General features: G+C 72.0%; 16 protein-coding genes. 7 read left to right on the plus strand and 9 right to left on the minus strand.

The window, feature by feature from the left end:
• Positions 1–8 precede the first annotated feature (8 nt).
• The 3 genes from efeU to ACWDAK_RS02765 all read left to right on the plus strand — a co-directional run bounded on the left by efeU (position 9) and on the right by ACWDAK_RS02765 (position 4,294).
• Entirely contained in the window at positions 9–2,147 is a 2,139-nt protein-coding gene (gene efeU, locus ACWDAK_RS02755) for an iron uptake transporter permease EfeU (RefSeq protein WP_427393156.1), read from the plus strand.
• The gene (gene efeB / locus ACWDAK_RS02760; protein WP_427393155.1) at positions 2,147–3,430 is read left to right on the plus strand and encodes an iron uptake transporter deferrochelatase/peroxidase subunit; all 1,284 of its coding nucleotides are present in this window, start codon (positions 2,147–2,149) and stop codon (positions 3,428–3,430) included. Before efeU ends, efeB begins: the two co-directional genes overlap by 1 nt.
• Before the next feature lie 162 nt (positions 3,431–3,592).
• Complete coding sequence (locus tag ACWDAK_RS02765; protein ID WP_344636499.1) at positions 3,593–4,294, plus strand: exonuclease domain-containing protein; 702 nt, start codon at positions 3,593–3,595, stop codon at positions 4,292–4,294.
• Between the two features lie 84 nt (positions 4,295–4,378).
• Here the strand turns inward: ACWDAK_RS02765 and ACWDAK_RS02770 are convergent, their stop codons facing one another.
• Positions 4,379–5,308: a polysaccharide deacetylase family protein gene (locus tag ACWDAK_RS02770; RefSeq protein WP_427393154.1), complete on the minus strand. Its 930-nt coding sequence runs from the start codon at positions 5,306–5,308 to the stop codon at positions 4,379–4,381.
• 143 nt (positions 5,309–5,451) lie between these two features.
• The gene (locus ACWDAK_RS02775) at positions 5,452–6,336 is read right to left on the minus strand and encodes a phosphotransferase enzyme family protein (RefSeq protein ID WP_427393153.1); all 885 of its coding nucleotides are present in this window, start codon (positions 6,334–6,336) and stop codon (positions 5,452–5,454) included.
• Positions 6,337–6,752: 416 nt separating this feature from the next.
• On the opposite strand from ACWDAK_RS02775, the gene ACWDAK_RS02780 reads away from it, so the two are divergent.
• From ACWDAK_RS02780 to ACWDAK_RS02795, 4 genes are all read left to right on the plus strand, one after another.
• On the plus strand, positions 6,753–8,930 hold the full coding sequence (locus ACWDAK_RS02780) for an MMPL family transporter (RefSeq protein WP_344636496.1): 2,178 nt from the start codon (positions 6,753–6,755) through the stop codon (positions 8,928–8,930).
• 321 nt (positions 8,931–9,251) lie between these two features.
• Complete coding sequence (locus tag ACWDAK_RS02785; protein WP_153460276.1) at positions 9,252–9,458, plus strand: cold-shock protein; 207 nt, start codon at positions 9,252–9,254, stop codon at positions 9,456–9,458.
• Positions 9,459–9,694: 236 nt separating this feature from the next.
• Complete coding sequence (locus ACWDAK_RS02790) at positions 9,695–11,386, plus strand: DEAD/DEAH box helicase (protein ID WP_427393152.1); 1,692 nt, start codon at positions 9,695–9,697, stop codon at positions 11,384–11,386.
• A gap of 165 nt (positions 11,387–11,551) precedes the next feature.
• Positions 11,552–12,136: a hypothetical protein gene (locus tag ACWDAK_RS02795; protein WP_427393151.1), complete on the plus strand. Its 585-nt coding sequence runs from the start codon at positions 11,552–11,554 to the stop codon at positions 12,134–12,136.
• A gap of 109 nt (positions 12,137–12,245) precedes the next feature.
• Here ACWDAK_RS02795 and ACWDAK_RS02800 read toward each other — a convergent pair whose 3' ends face one another.
• The 7 genes from ACWDAK_RS02800 to cysD all read right to left on the minus strand — a co-directional run bounded on the left by ACWDAK_RS02800 (position 12,246) and on the right by cysD (position 19,449).
• Positions 12,246–12,785 carry a hypothetical protein gene (locus ACWDAK_RS02800; protein ID WP_427393150.1) on the minus strand — a complete coding sequence of 180 codons (540 nt, stop codon included), beginning with the start codon at positions 12,783–12,785 and terminating at the stop codon, positions 12,246–12,248.
• 69 nt (positions 12,786–12,854) lie between these two features.
• Entirely contained in the window at positions 12,855–13,586 is a 732-nt protein-coding gene (locus tag ACWDAK_RS02805; protein WP_344636559.1) for a sirohydrochlorin chelatase, read from the minus strand.
• A 259-nt stretch (positions 13,587–13,845) separates the two neighbouring features.
• A complete protein-coding gene (locus ACWDAK_RS02810; RefSeq protein WP_427393149.1) occupies positions 13,846–14,778 on the minus strand; it encodes an ABC transporter permease in 933 nt (310 codons plus the stop codon).
• Positions 14,765–15,568 carry an ABC transporter ATP-binding protein gene (locus ACWDAK_RS02815; protein WP_344636491.1) on the minus strand — a complete coding sequence of 268 codons (804 nt, stop codon included), beginning with the start codon at positions 15,566–15,568 and terminating at the stop codon, positions 14,765–14,767. Before ACWDAK_RS02815 ends, ACWDAK_RS02810 begins: the two co-directional genes overlap by 14 nt.
• Before the next feature lie 193 nt (positions 15,569–15,761).
• Positions 15,762–16,910, minus strand: a complete 1,149-nt coding sequence (locus ACWDAK_RS02820; protein ID WP_427393148.1) for an aliphatic sulfonate ABC transporter substrate-binding protein — start codon at positions 16,908–16,910, stop codon at positions 15,762–15,764.
• 212 nt (positions 16,911–17,122) lie between these two features.
• Positions 17,123–18,481 (minus strand): sulfate adenylyltransferase subunit 1, encoded by a 1,359-nt coding sequence (locus tag ACWDAK_RS02825; RefSeq protein ID WP_427393147.1) that lies wholly within the window; start codon positions 18,479–18,481, stop codon positions 17,123–17,125.
• Between the two features lie 2 nt (positions 18,482–18,483).
• Entirely contained in the window at positions 18,484–19,449 is a 966-nt protein-coding gene (gene cysD / locus ACWDAK_RS02830) for a sulfate adenylyltransferase subunit CysD (RefSeq protein ID WP_344636488.1), read from the minus strand.
• Between the last annotated feature and the right edge of the window lie 116 nt (positions 19,450–19,565).

Below are 19,565 nucleotides of genomic sequence, written 5' to 3' on the forward strand. Positions count from 1 at the left end.
TCCTCGACATGTGGGACGACGCGTTTCCCAGTTTCCTCATCGGCCTACGCGAGGGGCTGGAAGCCGGGCTGATCGTTTCCATCCTGGTCGCCACCTTGGTGCGCTCCGGTCAGAAGGCCCGCCTGTCGCAGGTCTGGACCGGGGTCGCGGGCGCCGTGGCACTGGCCCTCAGCTTCGGCTCGGTGCTCACCTTCACCGCCGCCAAGCTCTCCGGTCCGGCCCAGGAGGCCTTCGGCGGCACGCTCAGCCTGATAGCGGTCTGCTTCGTCACCGCGATGGTCTTCTGGATGCGCAAGTCCGCGCGCAACCTCTCCTCGGAGATCCGCGAGAAGGTCACCGCCGCGCTCGCCATGGGCGCCGGCACGCTGATCCTCACCAGCTTCCTGGCCGTTGGCCGGGAGGGTCTGGAGACGTCCCTCTTCCTGTGGAGCACCATCCAGACCGCCAACGAGTCCACCGGGCCGGTGGTCGGCGCGGCGACCGGCCTGGTACTGGCCACCGGGCTCTGCTGGGCGCTGTACCGCCGGGTGCTGAGGATCAACCTCACCAGGTTCTTCACCTGGACCGGTGCGGTACTGATCGTCATCGCGGCCGGCGTGCTCAGCTACGGCCTGCGCGACCTGCAAGAGTCCGGCGTGCTGGGCGGTGGCACCGCGTACGCCTTCGACGTCAGCAAGCACGTCGACGCCTCGTCCTGGTACGCCACCCTGGTGCAGGGCGTGCTCAACCTGACCGTCACCATGACGGTCATTCAGGTGCTGGCCTACGTGGCGTACCTGTCGATCGTGATGACGCTCTTCGTCCAGGGCGTCCGGATGACCGCTGAGGCCAAGCCCGCTGAGGCCAAGCCCGCTGAGGCCAAGCCCGCTGAGGCCGAGGCGGCCGCGGCTGAGACCAAGCCGGCTGGGACCAAGGCCGCCGAGACCGGGACCCCCGTGGCTTCGGAGCCGGCTCCAAGCGCCTCGAAGGGCGCTCCCGCCCAGGGTGGCCGTCCGCGCTGGCTGGTCCCGGCCGCCCTGGTCGCCGTCCCCGCCGTGGTGGCAGGCGCCGTGATCGCGGTCAGCGACGGCAAGCCGGCAGGCAGCTCCACCGTCTCGGTCTCCGAGGAGGACTGCGGCAAGGGGTTCGCCGCGCCGCAGCCCGGCCGGCAGGTCTTCCAGATGCACAACACCGGCAGCAAGGCCTCCGAGGTCTACCTGATCAACCCGGGTAGCGGCGCCGTCTACGGCGAGATCGAGGGCCTGGCCCCCGGCACCACCCGCGCGCTGATCGCCACCATAGGCTCCGGCGACTACGCCTGGCGCTGTGTCCCGACCGGCGGAAAGTCCGTCACCTCCGCGAGCGTGCGCGTCACTGGCGGCACCGAGGTCAAGGCCGTCGTCCCGGTCACCGAGGGCGACCTCGACGCCCCGCTCGCCGCGTACAAGGAGTACGTCACCAAGAACCTGGCCACGCTGCTGACCCAGAGTCAGCAGCTGCAGTCGGACATCCACGCGGGCAACCTGGACGCCGCCCGGACCGACTGGGTCACCGCGCACACCCAGTACGCCTCACTCGGCGCTGCCTACGGCACCTTCGCCGACTTCGACGGCAAGATCGACGGCCGTCCGGACGGCCTGGCCGACAAGGCGCAGGACAAGGACTTCACCGGCTTCCTCCGCCTGGAGTACGGCCTGTGGCACAACCAGAGCGCCGCCGACCTCACCCCGGTGGCCGACCAGCTGGTGAGTGATGTGGACGGGCTCGGCAAGGCCTTCCCCACCCAGAAGTTCGACCCCACCGACCTCCCGCTGCGCACCCACGAGATCCTTGAGAACACCCTCCAGTTCGAGCTCACCGGGGACACCGACCAAGGCAGCGGCACCAACCTGGCGACCGCTCAGGCCAATGTCGCGGGCACCAGGGAACTGCTGACGGTCCTTCAACCGCTGCTCCAGTCGCGCGCACCCGAGCTGCTGACCGGGATCGACGCTGGCATGATCCGGGTCAACGGCCTGCTCGACGCCGCTCACCGTCCGGACGGCAGCTGGACCCCCGTGGAGCAGCTCGCGCCCACGGCCCGCCGCCAGCTGAACGGTGCCACCGGTCAGCTGCTCGAAGACCTCGCCAACGTCCCCACCCTGCTCGAAATCCGGAAGGCCGCCTGATGACCGACCAGCCCGCTGTCACCGGCTCCTGCCCCTTCGGCTTCGGCGGGTCCGACCGCCGCAGCTTCGTCAAGGCCGCACTCGGCGCGGGCGCGGGCGCCGCCGCCGTCGCCGGGGGTGCGCTCACCCTCGGCGCCACCCCGGCCACCGCCGACAGCCCGAACCGGCCCAAGACCGGGACCGTCCCCTTCCAGGGCGAGCACCAGGCCGGCATCGCCACGCCCGCCCCCGGCCACGCGATCTTCGTCTCCTGCGACGTCGTCGCCAAGGACCGCAAGGCGCTGGAGGACCTGTTCCACACCCTGACCGACCGGATCCGCCTCCTCACCGGGGGCGGCACGCCGAAGGACCTCGGCGTCGGCGCACCGCCCTCCGACAGCGGCATCCTCGGCCCGGTGCTGCCAGCCGACAACCTGACCGTCACGGTGGGCGTCGGCGCCTCGCTCTTCGACGACCGCTTCGGGCTGGCCAAGGCGAAGCCGGTCAAGCTCGCGCCGATGAAGACCTTCCCGAACGACAACCTGAACGACGCCGAGCTGCACGGCGACCTCTCGCTGCAGATCTGCGCGGAGAGCCAGGACACCGTGCTGCACGCCCTGCGCGACATCGCCCGGCACACCCGCGGCGCGATGCAGATCAAGTGGCGGATCGACGGTTTCCAGAGCCCCAGCCGCCCCGACGGTGCCCAGCGCAACCTGCTCGGCTTCAAGGACGGCATCGCCAACCCGGACACCACCTCCTCCCGGGCGATGGACAAGCTGGTGTGGGTCACCGAGGGCATGGGCGAGCCCGCCTGGGCGGTCGGCGGCAGCTACCAGGTCATCAGGATCATCCGGATGCTGGTCGAGTTCTGGGACCGGGTCTCGCTCGCCGAGCAGGAGAAGATGTTCGGCCGCCGCAAGGACACCGGCGCCCCGCTGGACGGCGCCAAGGAGACCGACGCGCCGGACTACGCCAAGGACCCGGACGGCAACGCCATCCCGCTGACCGCGCACATCCGGCTCGCCAACCCGCGCACCGACAAGACCGCCGACTCGCGGATCCTGCGCCGCGGCTTCAACTACGACCGCGGCATCGACAGCGTCGGCGACCTCGACATGGGTCTGGCCTTCTGCTGCTACCAGCAGGACGTGGTCCGGCAGTTCGAGGCCACCCAGACCCGGCTCATCGACGAGCCGCTGGTCGACTACATCTCGCCCACCGGCGGTGGCTACTTCTTCGCGCTGCCCGGCGTCAGGGACAACGCCGACTGGCTCGGACGCGGACTCTTCGCCGCCGTCTGACCCGCCGCCCCGGCCGGTCCCGCCGCAGCCCCGGTACGACCAGTGCCGGGGCCGCGGCACGTCCGCGGACGGTCACGGTCCGGCTGCCACGGCCCGGCTGTCACAGGCACCCGCGATGATGAGGGACAGACCACGGCGAACGGACGGAAGGACACACCCCAGATGAGCTGGTGGAAGGAGCCACTGGTCGGCTTCGACCTGGAGACCACGGGCACCGACCCGGCGCACTCGCGGATCGTCACCGCCGCCCTGGTGGAGACCCTCGGAGGCCGGGTCGAGAGATCGTTCGGCTGGCTGGTGAACCCCGGGGTGCCGATCCCGGCGGAGGCCGCCGCGATCCACGGCATCAGCGACGAGCACGTCCGCACCCAGGGCCGCCCGGCGGCCGAGGCCGTCGAGGAGATAGCCACCGCCCTGTGTGACCGGCTGGCGCTCGGGCAGCCCGTGGTCGCCTTCAACGCGCCCTTCGACCTCTCGCTGCTCGACGCCGAGCTGCGCCGCCACGGCCGCCGCTCCCTCGCCGACCGCCTCGGCGGCAGCGTCGGCCCGGTGGTGGACGCCCTGGTGATCGACCGCTCGGTGGACCGCTACCGCAAGGGCTCCCGCACCCTCCAGCACGTCTGCGAGGTGTACGGGGTCGAGCTGGCCGACGCCCATGAGGCGGGCAGCGACGCACTGGCCGCCGTCCGGGTCGCCGTCGCCCTCGGTGAGCGCTATCCCTCCCAGGTGGGCGATCTGACTGTCGAACAGCTTCACGAACATCAGATCGACTGGTACCGCGCCTGGGCCGAGGGCCTCCAGGCGTGGTTGCGCAAGGGCAAGGACGCCGAGGCCGTCATCGATCCGCGGTGGCCGTTGCGCTGAGACCTGGCGGCGCCCCCCGGGAGAGCATAGGGGTGCCGGTGGGCGGAGTGCGCGTGCCCCGGCGCCGGCGGTTCAGACGGCGGCTCAGGTGGCGGGGAAGTCGAAGGTGTAGCCGTGGGTGGTGAGCCAGGGGAGGAGTTGGCGCAGCGCCGCGACGGTCTGGCTGCGGTCGCCGCCGCCGTCGTGCATGAGTACCACCCCGCCGGGCCTCAGACCGTGCTGTACGGCGGCGACGATCGAGGCGACCCCGGGGCGGGACCAGTCGCGGGTGTCGACCGACCAGCCGAGCGGGCGCATCCCGTGCTGAACGGCGATCAGCCGGTTCTCGGCGCTGAAGTCCCCACCGGGTGCGCGGAACCAGGCGACCTCGGTGCCCGGCCCGCCCGCCTCGCCGATCATCTCCTTCGCCGCCGCGATCTCGTACGCCTGCCGTTCGTGCGACAGCGTGTGCATCGGCTGCGGGTGGTGGACGGTGTGGTCGCAGAGGCGGTGCCCCTCGGCCAGGACGCGTTTCACGACGGCCGGCCGGGCGGACGCCTGTGGGCCGATCTGGCAGAACGTGGCGTGCGCGCCGTACTGCGCGAGCAGGTCGAGGATCTGTCCGGTGTACTGGCTCGGGCCGTCGTCGAAGGTGAGCGCGACGGTACGGCCGGCGGAGGCGGCACGGTACACGATCGAGGTCGTACCGCCCGGGGCGGAGGCGGCCGGTGGCGGCGCGGGCGCCGTGCTGCCGGGCGGGTCCGGAGTCGGGGTCGGGGCGGGCGCCGCGGAAGTCCTGCCCCTGGCGGACGGAGCGGCGCTCGTAATGGCTGGGGATGCGGCGGGTGGGGCTGCGGCGGATGAGGACATGGCGGACGGGGTGGCGGCGGCGGAGCCGGACGCGCCGGGCGCCGCCGGTCCGGCGGCGTGGGGGTCGGCGGGGCTGCAGCCCGCCAGCAGGACGGGCGCGAGCAGCACGGCCAGGCCGTACCCGAGGGCGTGGACGAGAGGTGACCGAGGGCTGGGTATCCGCATGGCGACGGCTCCTGACGTCGTACTGGCTGCCTTGGGGAGTGCGGGCAGCCACCGGTACGACGTGTGCCGTCGGGGTGCGGTTCCTCGAGGTGCGTACAGAGACGACCCTTGGGGCGGAAGGGGAGGAAGTGGATGATGGGGGATCAGAAGGGGTACCAGCGCACCGCGGTGGCGCCGTCCCGGAGCGAGGCGACCCGGCGGCGGAACTCGGTGAGGGCAGCCTGGTTGCCCGGGACCTGCTGCGCGACCCAGGAGGCGCTGGCGGTCTCCCGGGCGCCGCGCAGTACGGCGAAGCCGGGCCAGTCGCGCACGTCCCAGCCGTAGGTGGTGGTGAAGGCGAGGTAGTCCTCGGCGGGGACGCCGTACCGGTCGTGGCTGAGGGCGAGCACCACCAGGTCGTGCTCGCGCAGGTCGTGGGAGACGTTCTCCAGGTCGAGCAGGACCGGCCCGTCGGCGGTCAGCTGGACGTTGCGCGGCAGGGCATCGCCGTGGATCACGCCGGGCGGCAGCTGCGGGGTGAGCTCGGCGATCGCGGTGGCGAAGCCGGCCTTGCGCTCGCGCAGGAAGGCGGCGTCCGCCGGGTCGATATGGCCGTCCGCGCTCGCCAGCCAGCGGTCCACGGGTGCCAGCAGATCGCGGCGGCCGAGCTCGAACGGCGGGTCGGGCAGCCGGTGCAGGGCGCGCAGCAGCGGGGCGAGGTCGGTGGGTGCCGCGGCCCTGACGGCGGGGCCGAGCCGGTGCCAGAAGGTGACGGGGTGTCCGTCGGCGACCAGCGGCTCGGGCAGGTGCGGGCGGACCACCGGTACGTCCTGCCGGCCGAGCCAGTCGGCCACGGCCAGTTCGCGGCGGGCGCGCTCGGTCAGTTCGGGGCCGCGCCCGACCTTGGCCACCACGGCGGGGTCGCCCAGATCGAAGACGGCGTTCTCGCCGAGGGCCAGCAGCCGGGCGTCCACCGGGTCGGGCAGCCCGGCGGCGGCGCAGGCGGTGGTGAGCAGGGCCCGGGCGTGGGGTCCGTCGAAGGCGGTCATGGAGTGAATCATGGCGCATGGGGGCCGGGGCCGGTCTCGGGGTTTCCCGGGCCCAGGTCAGGGGCGGGAACGGTGGGCGGAACCGGGGAGACCCGGGGTTCTCCCTACTCCTCAGGGACAGGTTCTCCTTCTTGTGGGTAGGGGATGGATCCACCCTGAGGGGGAGGGATCTCCACCCCGAGCACGAGGCGTCGGGGTTGGTCAAGAGGCCACGATGGACCGGGGCCGGATTTCGGCTCCCAGGGGGCACGATCCAGCGGGGGGCCACTTGCCGGTCGGCAAGTAAGCATCCCGTAGGATGCACTCACTCACTTACCTGCCGACCGGCTAGAGCTCTGCTCTGCCCCGGTCCAGCCGTCGCCCGATGTCCCGTCCCCAAGGGCTGCGGTGAACCATGCCCAGGAGGCACTACGAGCATGTTCCACCGAATAGGACAATTCGTCGTCAGGCGGGCGTGGTGGGTGATCGCCGTCTGGGCCGTCGGCGCGATCGCACTCCTGATGACCGCGCCGACCGTCACGGCGCAGAACGACGAGAGCGCCTTCCTGCCCAAGCACTACGAGTCCATCCAGGCCATCGAGCTGCAGGCGAAGGCATTCCCGGCCAACTTCTCGCCCGGCGCCCTGCTGCTGTTCGAGCGCGCCGACGGTGGCAAGCTGGATGCGGCCGACCAGACCACCATGAAGAAGGTGGTCCAGGGGCTGACCGACGAGCACATCAAGAACGTCGACCAGATCCTCCCGGTCGGCCCGCAGAGCATGTCCAAGGACGGCAAGTACGCGCTGTCCATGGTCGCGATCAACAAGGCCACCCAGGGGCAGGACTACCTCGACGTCGCCAAGGACCTGCGCACGGACGGCGGCAAGCTTGCGGACGGTTCGGCGCTGAAGTTCCGGGTCGGTGGCCCGGCGGCGTCCGCGCTCGACATGCAGGACTCCTCAGGGCTCGCCAACGCCCTGATCGGGATGGGCTCCTTCGTGCTGATCCTGGTGATCCTCGCGATCATCTTCCGCAGCGTCCTGGTCGCGCTGGCGCCGCTGCTGCTGATCATGCTGGTGATCTCGCCGACCGCCAACGGCCTGATCAGCTACGCCACCAAGTTCTTCGGCCTGAAGGCCGACAACACCATGTCGGCGATGCTGCTCGTGGTGTTGCTCGGTGTCGGTACCGACTACTTCCTCTTCCTGATGTTCCGCTACCGCGAGCGGCTGCGGGCCGGTGAGGACCGCAAGACGGCCGTGGCCAACGCGGTCGGCCGGGTCGGCGAGGCGATCACCTCCGCCGCCGGTGCCGTCGCCGCCGCCTTCGCGGTGCTGGTGCTCTCCAGCCTCGGCATGTTCAAGTCGATCGGCCCGGCGCTCGCCATCGCCGTCGTCACCACTGCCATCGCCTCGGTCACCCTGGTGCCCGCAGTGCTCTCGGTGATCCCCGCCAAGGCCCTGTTCTGGCCCGGCAAGAAGTGGATGGAGGAGCGCGAGGGCGCCCGCTTCGCCGCTCTGGGCCGGATGGTGCAGCGCCGTCCCGCCATGGTCGCCATGGCCTCCGGTGGTGTGCTGATCGCGCTCACCCTGGCCGCGCTCGGCTACAAGGGCACCTTCGACCTGAGCGGCGGCTCGATGCCGAAGAGCAAGGAGTCCATGGTCGTCCAGACCAAGATGATGGACGCCTTCTCGGCGGGTGCGGCCGACCCGAGTCACGTCCTTGTGACCAGCACCGCCGACGGCGCCAAGCTCGACCAGGGGGCGCTGAAGACCTATGCGGGCAAGCTCGCCGAGGTCCCGGGCGTCGCCCAGGTGCTGCCCGAGCCGCAGCTCAGCAAGGACGGCGCCACGGCGGACTTCACCGTCATGCTCAAGGACGACCCTGCCAGCAACGCGGCCCTCGACACCGTGACCAAGCTCCGGAACACCGCCCACACGGACGCCCCGGACGGGACCAAGGCCCTTGTCTCCGGTAGCACCTCGGTGAACAAGGACATCAACACGGCGATGGCGCACGACTACAAGCTGGTCTTCCCGCTCGCCGGCCTGCTGATCATGGTGATCCTCGGCCTGCTGCTGCGCAGTGTGGTCGCCCCCTGGTACCTGATGGCCTCGGTGGGTCTCGGCTTCGGCGCCACGCTCGGTGCCACCAGCCTGATCTTCCAGCACATGGTCCACCAGCCGGGCCTGATGTTCATGCTGCCGATCTTCATCTACCTGTTCGTGGTGGCGATCGGCACCGACTACAACATCCTGATGGTCGCCCGGCTGCGCGAGGAGGCCGCCGAGGGGCGCTCGCCGCGTGAGGCGGCGGCCGAGGCGATCCGCCACGGCGGTCCGACCGTCGGTGCGGCCGGCTTCATCCTGGCCGCCTCCTTCGCCACCTTCATGCTGGCCGGCAACGTCCTGTTCAGCGAGATCGGCTTCTCGATCGCCTTCGGCATCCTCGTCGCGGCCTTCGTGATGGCGCTCTTCTTCACCCCGTCGGTGACCGCGCTGCTCGGCCGAGTCGCCTGGTGGCCCGGCCACGGCGCGATGCCAGGGCGCGGGGCCCAGGCACCGCTGGCCGGCGTCCCGTACGAGGACGACCGGGAGCCCGCCGGTCATCACTGAGGGTGAGTGGCAGTGGGTAGGCGGTAGCCCGGAGTAAAGGGCAGGGGGCATGCGGTGAACTGGCCGCATGCCCCCTCATCCGTGCAGGTAAACCCGGTGCACTGGCACTGTGGCGAGGGAAACTTTTCCGATCAGTTGACGGCCCGCCGTGCTACAGTCGAGGCAGTTGCAGTTTTGGTTCCCATGAACGTTTGTGTGCGCCTGCTGGTACCAACCAACAGGCGCATTTGTTTTGTCCGGTGTTTTGTCTCCGGATGGGGATCGCGGCGACCCGGGGCTCGCGAGGTGCGTGTCCCGATGCCCCAGAAAGAGGAGACGGTTATGGCTACCGGCACCGTGAAGTGGTTCAACAGCGAGAAGGGCTTCGGCTTCATCGAGCAGGCCGAGGGCGGCCCGGACGTCTTCGCCCACTACTCGAACATCGCTGCCCAGGGCTTCCGTGAGCTGCTCGAGGGTCAGCAGGTCGAGTTCGACGTGACCCAGGGCCAGAAGGGCCCGCAGGCCGAGAACATCCGCGTCATCGGCTGACTTCGGCACTTGCCGACAGTCTGAGTCGCGAAGCGAGGGCCCGCACCGCAAGGTGCGGGCCCTCGCCCATGCCGCCGAACGGCCGGGGCGGCGCACCTCCACACCCTGACGGCCGACCCACCCCCCCAGCCTCCGGCCGGGGGCGACGACCCATGGCCTGCCGCCACGGCATCCGCGATCCTCTGCGATCATCACGCGGTACCCGCGGCCATCGGCCGAACAGGACTGGAGAACCCATGACCACCCCTGCCCGCCCGCCGCGCAACCGTGCCACGGACCGCCAGCGAGCCACCGACCGCACCCGCGGCGCCGAGCGCTCCGGCGCCGACCGCACCCGATCGGCCGGCCGCGGCTCGTCCGGGCCGCGCCGGGCTCCGCGGGCCCGTACCGCCGCGCCGCAGGTCGCCGAGGACTTCACCGTCATCGAGGGCACCCCCGCCCGCCCGGCCGCCGAGAGCTTCGCCGAGCTGGACATGCCGAAGGCACTGGTGTCCGCGCTCACCAAGGAGGGCGTCACCGAGCCCTTCCCGATCCAGGCCGCCACCCTGCCCGACTCGCTCGCCGGGCGCGACGTGCTCGGCCGGGGCCGGACCGGCTCCGGCAAGACCCTGGCCTTCGGCCTGCCGCTGCTGGCCCGTACCGCCGGGCAGCGCGCCTCGGCCCGCCGCCCGCTGGCCCTGGTCCTGGTGCCCACCCGCGAGCTGGCCCAGCAGGTCACCGAGGCCCTCACCCCGTACGCCAACGCGGTCAACCTGCGGATCACCACCGTGGTCGGCGGCATGTCGATCAACAAGCAGTCCAATGCGGTGCGGCGCGGCACCGAGGTCCTGGTCGCCACCCCCGGGCGACTGGACGACCTGATCAACCGGCAGGACGTCCAGCTCGACCAGGTCACCATCACCGTCCTGGACGAGGCCGACCAGATGGCCGACATGGGCTTCCTGCCGCAGGTCACCAAGCTGCTGGAGCAGGTCGCCGAGGGTGGGCAGCGGATGCTGTTCTCTGCCACCCTGGACCGCAACATCGACCGCCTGGTGCGCCGTTTCCTGGCCGACCCGGTCACCCATTCGGTGGATCCGTCGGCCGGCGCGGTGACCACCATGGACCACCACCTGATCCAGCTGGACCCGGCCGACAAGGCCGAGGCCACCGCGCGGATCGCCGCCCGCGAGGGACGCGTCATCATGTTCGTGCACACCAAGCACGGCGCCGACCGGCTGGCCAAGCAGCTGCGGGCCAACGGTGTGCAGGCCGCCGCGCTGCACGGCGGCAAGTCCCAGCCGCAGCGCAACCGCACCCTGGACCAGTTCCGCGACGGCCAGGTCACCGCGCTGATCGCCACCAACGTCGCCGCCCGGGGCATCCACATCGACGGCCTCGACCTGGTCGTCAACGTCGACCCGCCGATCGACCACAAGGACTACCTGCACCGCGGTGGCCGCACCGCGCGGGCCGGCGAGTCCGGCACCGTGGTCACCCTGGTGCTGCCCGAGCAGCGCCGCGAGGTCAACCGCCTGATGTCCACCGCGGGCATCCGGCCCACCGTCACCAAGGTCCGTCCCACCGACGCCGAACTGGCCCGGATCACCGGTGCCCGCACCCCCAGCGGTGTCGCCGTCCTCCCGATCCCGGCCGTGGTCCAGCCCGCGCCGGCCGCCGCTCCGGCCGCACCCTCCGGTGCGGCGCCCGCCCGCCGCCGCCCGCCCCGCCGCTCCGGCCTGCCCGCCGACGTGGACGCCAGCGGCAACGCCAAGCGGCCGCGCCCCAAGCAGCGCTTCGGCGCCGCCGGTTCGGGCACCGGCGAGGGCGGTGGCCGCCGGATGGCCGCCGGCTTCATCGGCAAGGCCTCGGGCCGCCCCAAGCCCGGCTCGGGCGCCAAGAGCGGCTCCAACTACGGCACCGGCCGCCAGCGCCGCAAGGCGGACTGACGCAGCGCGTCAACACGGCTGGGGCGGCCGCCGATCGTCCGGTGGCCGCCCGAACCGCCCGATGCCGGGCTCCTGTTGCGGCCCGGCGGGCTGGGCGCGGACCCCGGCGGTCCCGACGGCCGGCCCGTGGAGCTCGGGTGCGATCTCTTCGACGGATGGGGACGGATGGAACTCGGCGCGCGGCTGGCCCGGCAGGAGGGCTGCCTGGACGAGCTGTTGCGGTCCCTCGGGGTCGAGTGGACGGAGCCGGACGACCCGAGGGTGGCGGCGTTCGCCCAGCGGGAGCCGTACTTTCCGCAGTATCACCGGATCGGGCACAAGCGGCAGTCGGCCGTCCGGGAGCTGACCGGGCGGCGGGCACTGGTCGAGCGCCACTACGAGCTCGTGCTCCGGGCGCTGGTGAGTGACGACGACCGGAGCTCGCCGCGTTCGCTGGCCGCCGTGCTGGTCGAGTCGGTCGGGCGCCGGCGGGTGCAGGAGAGCCTGGTCCGGGCGGTCGAGGACGGCGACCCGTACCAGCAGGCCTGCGCGGCGGGCGCCTGGCCGTGGGTGCTGGCACCGCTCGACTACGCGGGCGAGGAGGACTTCCGGGCCGGCCGGCCGACTCCGCGGAGCCTCGCGGCCCGGGCCGCGCTGTCCGACCTGGCCTCACGCTTCGAGGCGGGCCTGCGGGCGGCGCAGGCGGCCTGCCGGGACGACTGGACTCGCGACCGACTGTCGGCAGCCCTGGACGGATGGCCGCCGGCCTGAAGTGACGGCGGTCCGGCGGCGCGCACTGACGGTCGAGGCCGGGGCCAGCCCGGTCCGGTGAGGTGGGCTGCACCCGGCGCCAACGGCTCGGTGCGCGGGGTGTCCTGGATCAGGCGGGGGTGTCCTGGAGCGCCGGCTTGGCGAGGGCACTCCGCCAGACGGAGGCGAGCAGCAGGGCGCCCGGGGCGATGCCCGCGACCCCTGCGATGACGGCGGGGGAGGAGCCGCAGGCGGCCAGGACCAGACCGGCGGCGCCGCACAGGGACATCCCCGCGGCCAGCAGGCGCAGGGCGGCCATCCGCCAGACGGCCGCGAGGCCGAAGAAGTGCACGCCGACCACGAGGGCGATCCAGCCGACCGTCGCGTGCGGGGCGTGCAGCACTGAAATGATGACGAAGAAGCCGGCCGCTGCGGCGATCACCTCGGCGGCCACCACGAGCCAGTAGCCGCGTCCGAAGGTGCGCTGCGGCGTCCCGGTGGTCCGGGGCGCGGGGGCCCTGCGCAGTGCGGCGAGCAGTCCGAGGAACGCGGCTGCCCCGAGCGCCCGTAGGGGGATGGCGATGGCTGACGGGAGGTCACCGGCGTTCGCCTGGATGAAGATCAGCCCGAATGTGCCGCCGATGAGCGGGCCTGTCTGATTGGATGTCACGTCGCACAGTCTCACCGAGCCGGATCGCAGCGCAAAAAACGTCGGGTCGGCACGGGGACGGCAAGCCGTTCAGGCGATCAGGGCGGTGGTCCGGTCAGCCGCCCGGTGTGCCCGGTCGTACCGGTGCAGGAGGAGGCGGGCGAGTTCCGGCGCGGCTCCTAGGACGGGGGCGGTCAGGTCGGCACCGGCCTCGGCGGCGGCCGCGGTGATGCGGTCGGGGAGCAGGCCGGGCGCCAACAGGTAGGGAGCGACGGCGACTTGGGTGACGCCCGAGGCGCGCAGTGCGGCGACGGCCTCGGGAACGCGCGGACCGCCGGCCGAGGCGTAGGCGACCTCGACGGCGGCCCAGCCCCGGGTGCGCCGCCAGTCGGCGGCGAGTGCCCGGGTGGCGGCGTCGGCGGCCGGGTCACAGGACCCGGCGGCGGACAGGACCACGCCGGTGCGGGCGCGCACGGCGGCGGAGCGCACGTCGAGACCGGCCTCGGCCAGGCGGCGGTCGAGGGCGGCGAGGAGCAGTGGGGACGGACCGAGGACCTCGGCCAGCGGCAGCACGGCACCGGCCTCGCGCAGGGCCGCCGGGATGTCGCTCTTGGCGTGGAAGGCCCGGTTGAGCAGCAGTGGTACGGCGACCGCGGGGGTGCCGTCCAGCCGCCCGAGCACCTGGGGGATGCGCGGGGCGCAGTGGTCCAGGTAGGCGGTGGCGATCTCCAGTCGGGGGCGCAGCAGGCGCAGGCGTTCGACCAGGGCGTCCACGGTGGCGGCGTGCCGGGGGTCACGGCTGCCATGGGCGATCAGTAGCAGGGTGGGAGCCGGGAGTGCCGTACGGGGAAGGGGAGTTGGCGTTGAGACCGGGAGTGGGCGGGGCCCTGCGTGGGCGCGGACGCGGCGCAGGGGGCCTCCGGCGGACCTGGCCGAGGGGTCGGACGGCGCCGGGCGGGCCGCCGCCGTCCCGGGGCCGGTGGTGAGGCGGGCCGGGGCGGAGGCGGGCGGTCTGCTCGTGGACATGTGCGGCCCCTCGGTGCGATCGGGCGTCGGCGGCGGAAGGTCGGGTGGTCCGGCGTCAGCGGTTGGTGGTCAGCAGGCCGCGGCTGCGGAGCACGGTGCGTTCGATCGGGGAGAAGACGAGTAGGTCGATGGCGATGCCGACGGTGAGGATGAGGATGATGCCGAGGAGGACGCCGGGCATGTCGATGTCCTCGCGGCGGTTCTCCAGGTAGCGGCCCAGGCCCAGGCCGAGGTCGGGGGAGGAGGCGATGAGTTCGGCGGCCATCAGGGAGCGCCAGGAGAAGGCCCAGCCCTGTTTGAGGCCGGCGAGGTAGCCGGGGAGGGCAGCGGGTAGCAGGACGTGGCGGGCGCCGGTCAGGCCGGTGGCGCCCATGGTGCGGCCGGCCCGCAGGAACAGCGGGGGGACTTGGTCGATGCCGGAGACGAGGCCGTTGGCGATGGAGGGGACGGCGCCGAGGAGGATCACGGCGTACATCGCGGAGTCGTTGATGCCGAGCCAGATGACGGCGGCGGGTACCCAGGCGACCGAGGGCAGGGACTGGAGGCCGGAGAGGATCGGGCCGATCGCGGCGCGTACGGGCCTGGTCCGGGCGACCAGGAGTCCGATCGGGGTGCCGATGGCGACGGCGGCGAGGAAGCCGGAGATGCCGCGCCAGAGGCTGGTCCAGATGATGGAGAAGAGCGTTCCGGCGTACCAGAGGTCGGTGAGTGAGTGCCAGACCATGGCGGGGCTGGGCAGTTTGTAGGTGTCGGTGAGGTGCAGGGTGAAGGCGAGCTGCCACAGGCCGAGTACCAGCGCGATGGCGATCACCGGGGGGAGGACCTTTTCCCGCAGGGTCCGGGTGATCGGGGCGTGCTGGATGGTGACGCTGTCCAGTGCGTCCAGGCCGGCGCCGAGGTCCTCGGTGCTGACCGGGCTGTCCTTGGCCGGGGTGTTGTCGGCTGTGGGGCGCTGGGTCTGCACGGGTGTGGTGTCAGTGCTTGCCATGGCGGCGGATCTCCCCACGCAGTTCTTCGGTGATCTCGATGGACAGGTCCGCGACGCCGGTGTCCTCGATGCGGCGCGGCTGGGGCAGGTCGATGTGCCATTGGCGGCGTACTCGGCCGGGGCGGGAGGAGAGCAGGACGACGCGCTGGGCGAGTCGGACGGCCTCGCGGACGTTGTGGGTGACGAACAGGACGGTGAGCTCTCGTTCGGCCCAGATCCGGGTGATCTCGTCGTGCAGGACGTCGCGGGTGATGGCGTCCAGGGCGGCGAACGGTTCGTCCATCAGCAGGACGCGGCTGCCCTGGGCGAGGGCGCGGGCTAGGGCGACGCGCTGGCGCATGCCGCCGGAGAGTTCGTGCACCCGTTTGCCGTAGGAGCCGGAGAGGCGGACGAGTTCGAGCAGGCGCTCGGCTTCGGGACGGCGTTCGGGGCGGGGGATGCCGGCCAGGCGGAGGGCGAGTTCGATGTTGCGGCCTGCTGTCAGCCAGGGGAAGAGGGCGTGTTCCTGGAACATCAGGGCGGGGCGGCCGCTGGGGACTTCGATGGTGCCGGTGGTGGGCCGGTCGAGTCCGGCGATCAGGTTGAGCAGGGTGGACTTGCCGCAGCCGGAGGCGCCGAGCAGGGTGACGAACTCGCCGGGCGCGACGTCGAGGGAGATGTCGTCGAGGACGGGGGCGGCGGTGCCGGGGCGGCCGTAGGTCTTGTGGACGTGGGAGAGCCGGATGGCGGGGGCGTGGCCGTCGGGCTCACTTCCGGTGGCGGCCTGCGAGGTGGTCAGTGCCGGGGGCATGCCGGGCACCTCCTGCGTGAGTGGTCGGGGCCCCTCGCCCCCAGCCTTCGGCCGGGGGTACCCCCGCCCGTTGGCGGGCGAGGAGGGAGGGACGGGGTGGGCGGAGGCTCGGGCCGGGGCCGGCCCCGCTCCGTCCGGTGACTGGGCATCGACGGGGACGGAGCGGGGCGGGCCACGGAGCTGTGCAGGGCGGCTACTTGGCGCCGAGTCCGGCGTCCGCGACGGCGGGCCGGCCCTTGGCCTGGAGCACCTTGTTGAGCAGGGTCAGGTCGTAGATCCCGGCCAGGTCAGGCTTCTTGAGCAGTCCGGCGGTCACCGCGTGGTCGGCCTCGGTCTGCAGGGTGGCGGCCAGCGGGTCGTCGATGAAGTCGATGTCCTGCCAGGCCGGGTCGAGGACCGCCGCGTCCAGCGCGCTGCCGCTGTCGGCCTTGAGCCGGGCGTTGGCGTCGGCCTTGGCCTGGTCCGGGTTGGCCTTGATGTAGGCGTTGGCGTTCACCGAGCCGCGCAGTACGGCCTCGACCACGTCCGGGTGCTCCTTGAGGAACTTCTGCGAGACGATGATGTTGGTGATCACGAACTTGCCGTCGGGCCACAGGGACTTCTCGTCGAGGAGTTCCCTGGCGCCGAGGGTGACCAGCTTGGAGGCGGTCGGTTCGGGCACCCAGGCGCCGTCGATGGAACCGGACTTGTAGGCGTCGGGGGTGACCTTGTTGTCGGTGCGGACCACCGAGACGTCCCCGCCGCCGGTCTGCGGATCGACCCGGTAGCCCTTGTCGGCCAGGTAGTCGAGCAGCGCGACGTCCTGGGTGTTGCCCAGCTGCGGGGTGGCGATCCTCTTGCCCCTGAGGTCGTCCGGTGACTTGATCCGGTCGGGGTTGACCACCAGCCTGACGCCGCCGGATGCGGAGCCGCCGATGATGCGCAGCGACTGTCCGTTCGACTTGGTGTAACCGTTGACCGCGGGGGAGGGGCCGATCCAGCCGATGTCGATGGAACCGGCGTTCAGCGCCTCGATCTCGGCCGGACCGGCGTTGAAGGTCTGGGTCCTGATCCGGGTCGCGCCCAGCTCCTTCTGGAAGAAGCCGTCCCCCAGGCCGACCAGGGCGGTGCCGTGGGTCAGGTTCGGGAAGTAGCCGATCTTCACGGTGTCGGCGGAGAGCTTCGAGCCCGAGGAGGCGGCCGGGGCCGCGCTGGGGGCGGAGTCGGCCGCCTTGGAGCCGTAGCCGCAGGCCGAGAGCAGGAGGACGGCGGTCAGGCCCGCCACGGCGGCGGTGGCGGACCGTCTGATCCGGCCGGGGCCGGGGCGCTTGCGGGTATGCGGGATCGCCGGGTTCGGTGCCATGGGAGTCGTCCTGTTCGTGGAGGTCGGGGTGGTGTGCGGCCGGGTCGGGGTGCCGGACAGGCCGGGCGGTCGGTGAAGGGACGGCCCGGTGGCGCGGGCTCAGCGCCCGTGTCCGCCCGCACATCGGTTCAGACCGCCCTGGCCGCTGCCGAGGGTCCCTCCGCCGATGCGGCCGCCTTCCTTGTCCATGCCCGAGAACGCCTCGCTGGGCATCAGACCCAGTCCTCCTCAACGGGTTCGGTGGCGCGTACGGTCTCGAAGGCCTCGCCCGCCATGCCGGCGGTGAGGGTGGTGCCGTCGGCCGGGTCGATCAGCAGGAACGAGCCGGTGCGGCGGTTGTCCGCGTACTCGTCCAGCGCCAGCGGCTCGGCGGCGCGGAGCGTCACGTGGCCGATGTCGTTGACGTTCAACCCCTCGGCACCGGACCGCTGTTCGAGGCCCCCTTCGCTGATCGGCGCAGTGATGTCGATGCGGTACGAGATGTCCTTGACGAGCGCGCGCACGGTCCGGGTGGTGTGCTTGAGCAGCACCTTGTCCCCGGCGCGCAGCGGGCGCTCGCCCAGGTGGCAGACGGTGGCCTCGATGTCCTTGGTGGGCACGGGAGCCCGGCCTGCCGCGATCAGGTCGCCGCGGGAGATGTCGATGTCGTCGGCGAGGCGGACGGTGACCGACCGGGGGGCCCAGGCGATGTCCGTCTGCGCACCGAGGGCGTCGATGGCCGTGACGGTGGTGGTGTGGCCGGAGGGCAGGACGGTGACGGTGTCGCCGACCCGCAGCACGCCGGACGCCAACTGCCCGGCGTAGCCGCGGTAGTCGTGGTACTCCGCGCTCACCCCCTGTCCCCGCTGGGGTCGGATCACGTACTGGACGGGGAGACGGGTCGGCTCCAGGCTCGGGTCGGTGCCGACCGGGACGGTCTCCAGGTGTTCCAGCAGGGTCGGGCCGCCGTACCAGTCCATGCGGGCGGACGGCTCGACCACGTTGTCTCCGGCCAGTGCGGAGATCGGGACGGCGACGATGTCCTTGACGCCGAGCGAGGCCGCGTAGGAGGTGAACTCCTCGGCGATGGCGGCGAAGACGGGCTCGGCGTAGTCGACCAGGTCCATCTTGTTGACCGCCAGCACCACGTGCGGGACGCGCAGCAGGGCGGCGACGGCGGCGTGGCGGCGGGTCTGCTCGACCACGCCGTGGCGGGCGTCGACCAGCACCACGGCCAGTTCGGCGGTGGAGGCGCCGGTGACCATGTTGCGGGTGTACTGCACGTGGCCGGGGGTGTCGGCGAGGATGAACCGGCGCCTGGGGGTGGCGAAGTAGCGGTAGGCGACGTCGATGGTGATGCCCTGCTCGCGCTCGGCGCGCAGGCCGTCGGTGAGCAGCGCGAGGTCGGGCGTGTCCTGGCCGCGGTTTTGGGAGGCGCGTTCGACGGCCTCCAACTGGTCGGCGAGCACGGACTTGGAGTCGTGCAGCAGGCGGCCGACCAGGGTGGACTTGCCGTCGTCGACGGAGCCGGCGGTGGCGAAGCGCAGCAGCGAGGTGGCGCCGCTTCCATCGATCAGGGGGGCGGTGGTCATGTCTAGAAGTACCCCTCGCGCTTGCGGTCTTCCATGGCGGCCTCGGAGAGCTTGTCGTCGGCCCGGGTGGCGCCGCGTTCGGTGAGGCGGCTGGCGGCGATCTCGGCGATGACGGCCTGGATGTCGGTGGCGTCGGAGTCGACGGCGCCGGTGCAGGACATGTCGCCGACGGTGCGGTAGCGGATCAGCCGCCGTTGAGGCGTCTCGTGTTCCTTGGGGCCGCCCCACTCGCCGGCGGTGAGCCACATGCCGCCCCGCGCGAACACCTCGCGCTCGTGGGCGTAGTAGATCTCCGGGAGGTCGATGTTCTCGCGCTCGATGTACTGCCAGACGTCCAGCTCGGTCCAGTTGGAGAGCGGGAAGACGCGCACGTGCTCGCCGGGAGCGTGGCGGCCGTTGTAGAGCGACCACAGCTCGGGGCGCTGACGGCGCGGGTCCCAGGCGCCGAACTCATCGCGCAGCGAGAAGACCCGTTCCTTGGCGCGGGCCTTCTCCTCGTCGCGGCGGCCCCCGCCGAAGACCGCGTCGAAACGGTTCTTCTCGATGGCGTCCAGCAGCGGAACGGTCTGCAGCGGGTTGCGGGTGCCGTCCGGGCGTTCGCGCAGCAGGCCGCGGTCGATGAAGTCCTGGACGGAGGCGACGTGCAGCCGCAGGTTGTGCTCGGCGACGGCCCGGTCGCGGTAGGCGATGACCTCGGGGAAGTTGTGCCCGGTGTCCACGTGCAGCAGCGAGAACGGTATCGACGCCGGCGCGAAGGCCTTCAGCGCCAGATGCAGCATGACGATCGAGTCCTTGCCGCCCGAGAACAGGATCACCGGCCGCTCGAACTCCCCCGCCACCTCGCGGAAGATGTGCACCGACTCCGCCTCCAGCGCGTCCAGGTGCGACAGCGCGTGGGGGTACCCCCGGCCGGAGGCTGGGGGAGGGTTCTCGGTGGTGTCCACCAGGCTCCGGGTCGCCGTCGTCATGCGAGACTCCTAACGCTCTGCTGAACGGTGATGAACTCTGCAGGTCCAGTCGGTCGGCTGGACCTGCCGCCGGGTCGGCGGGAAGTGATGCCTTCGGAGCTGGTGTGGGACCTCGT

The sequence above is a fragment of the Kitasatospora sp. NPDC001175 genome (assembly GCF_053598215.1).

Bases quoted from the DNA above. Each gene is read 5' to 3' on its own strand.
- efeB (WP_427393155.1), top strand. From the start codon at position 2,147: ATGACCGACCAGCCCGCTGTCACCGGCTCCTGCCCCTTCGGCTTCGGC.
- ACWDAK_RS02770 (WP_427393154.1), bottom strand. From the start codon at position 5,308: ATGCGGATACCCAGCCCTCGGTCACCTCTCGTCCACGCCCTCGGGTAC.
- ACWDAK_RS02790 (WP_427393152.1), top strand. From the start codon at position 9,695: ATGACCACCCCTGCCCGCCCGCCGCGCAACCGTGCCACGGACCGCCAG.
- ACWDAK_RS02780 (WP_344636496.1), top strand. From the start codon at position 6,753: ATGTTCCACCGAATAGGACAATTCGTCGTCAGGCGGGCGTGGTGGGTG.
- ACWDAK_RS02765 (WP_344636499.1), top strand. From the start codon at position 3,593: ATGAGCTGGTGGAAGGAGCCACTGGTCGGCTTCGACCTGGAGACCACG.
- ACWDAK_RS02795 (WP_427393151.1), top strand. From the start codon at position 11,552: ATGGAACTCGGCGCGCGGCTGGCCCGGCAGGAGGGCTGCCTGGACGAG.
- ACWDAK_RS02785 (WP_153460276.1), top strand. From the start codon at position 9,252: ATGGCTACCGGCACCGTGAAGTGGTTCAACAGCGAGAAGGGCTTCGGC.
- ACWDAK_RS02810 (WP_427393149.1), bottom strand. From the start codon at position 14,778: ATGGCAAGCACTGACACCACACCCGTGCAGACCCAGCGCCCCACAGCC.
- ACWDAK_RS02820 (WP_427393148.1), bottom strand. From the start codon at position 16,910: ATGGCACCGAACCCGGCGATCCCGCATACCCGCAAGCGCCCCGGCCCC.
- ACWDAK_RS02825 (WP_427393147.1), bottom strand. From the start codon at position 18,481: ATGACCACCGCCCCCCTGATCGATGGAAGCGGCGCCACCTCGCTGCTG.
- efeU (WP_427393156.1), top strand. From the start codon at position 9: ATGTGGGACGACGCGTTTCCCAGTTTCCTCATCGGCCTACGCGAGGGG.
- cysD (WP_344636488.1), bottom strand. From the start codon at position 19,449: ATGACGACGGCGACCCGGAGCCTGGTGGACACCACCGAGAACCCTCCC.
- ACWDAK_RS02815 (WP_344636491.1), bottom strand. From the start codon at position 15,568: ATGCCCCCGGCACTGACCACCTCGCAGGCCGCCACCGGAAGTGAGCCC.
- ACWDAK_RS02775 (WP_427393153.1), bottom strand. From the start codon at position 6,336: ATGACCGCCTTCGACGGACCCCACGCCCGGGCCCTGCTCACCACCGCC.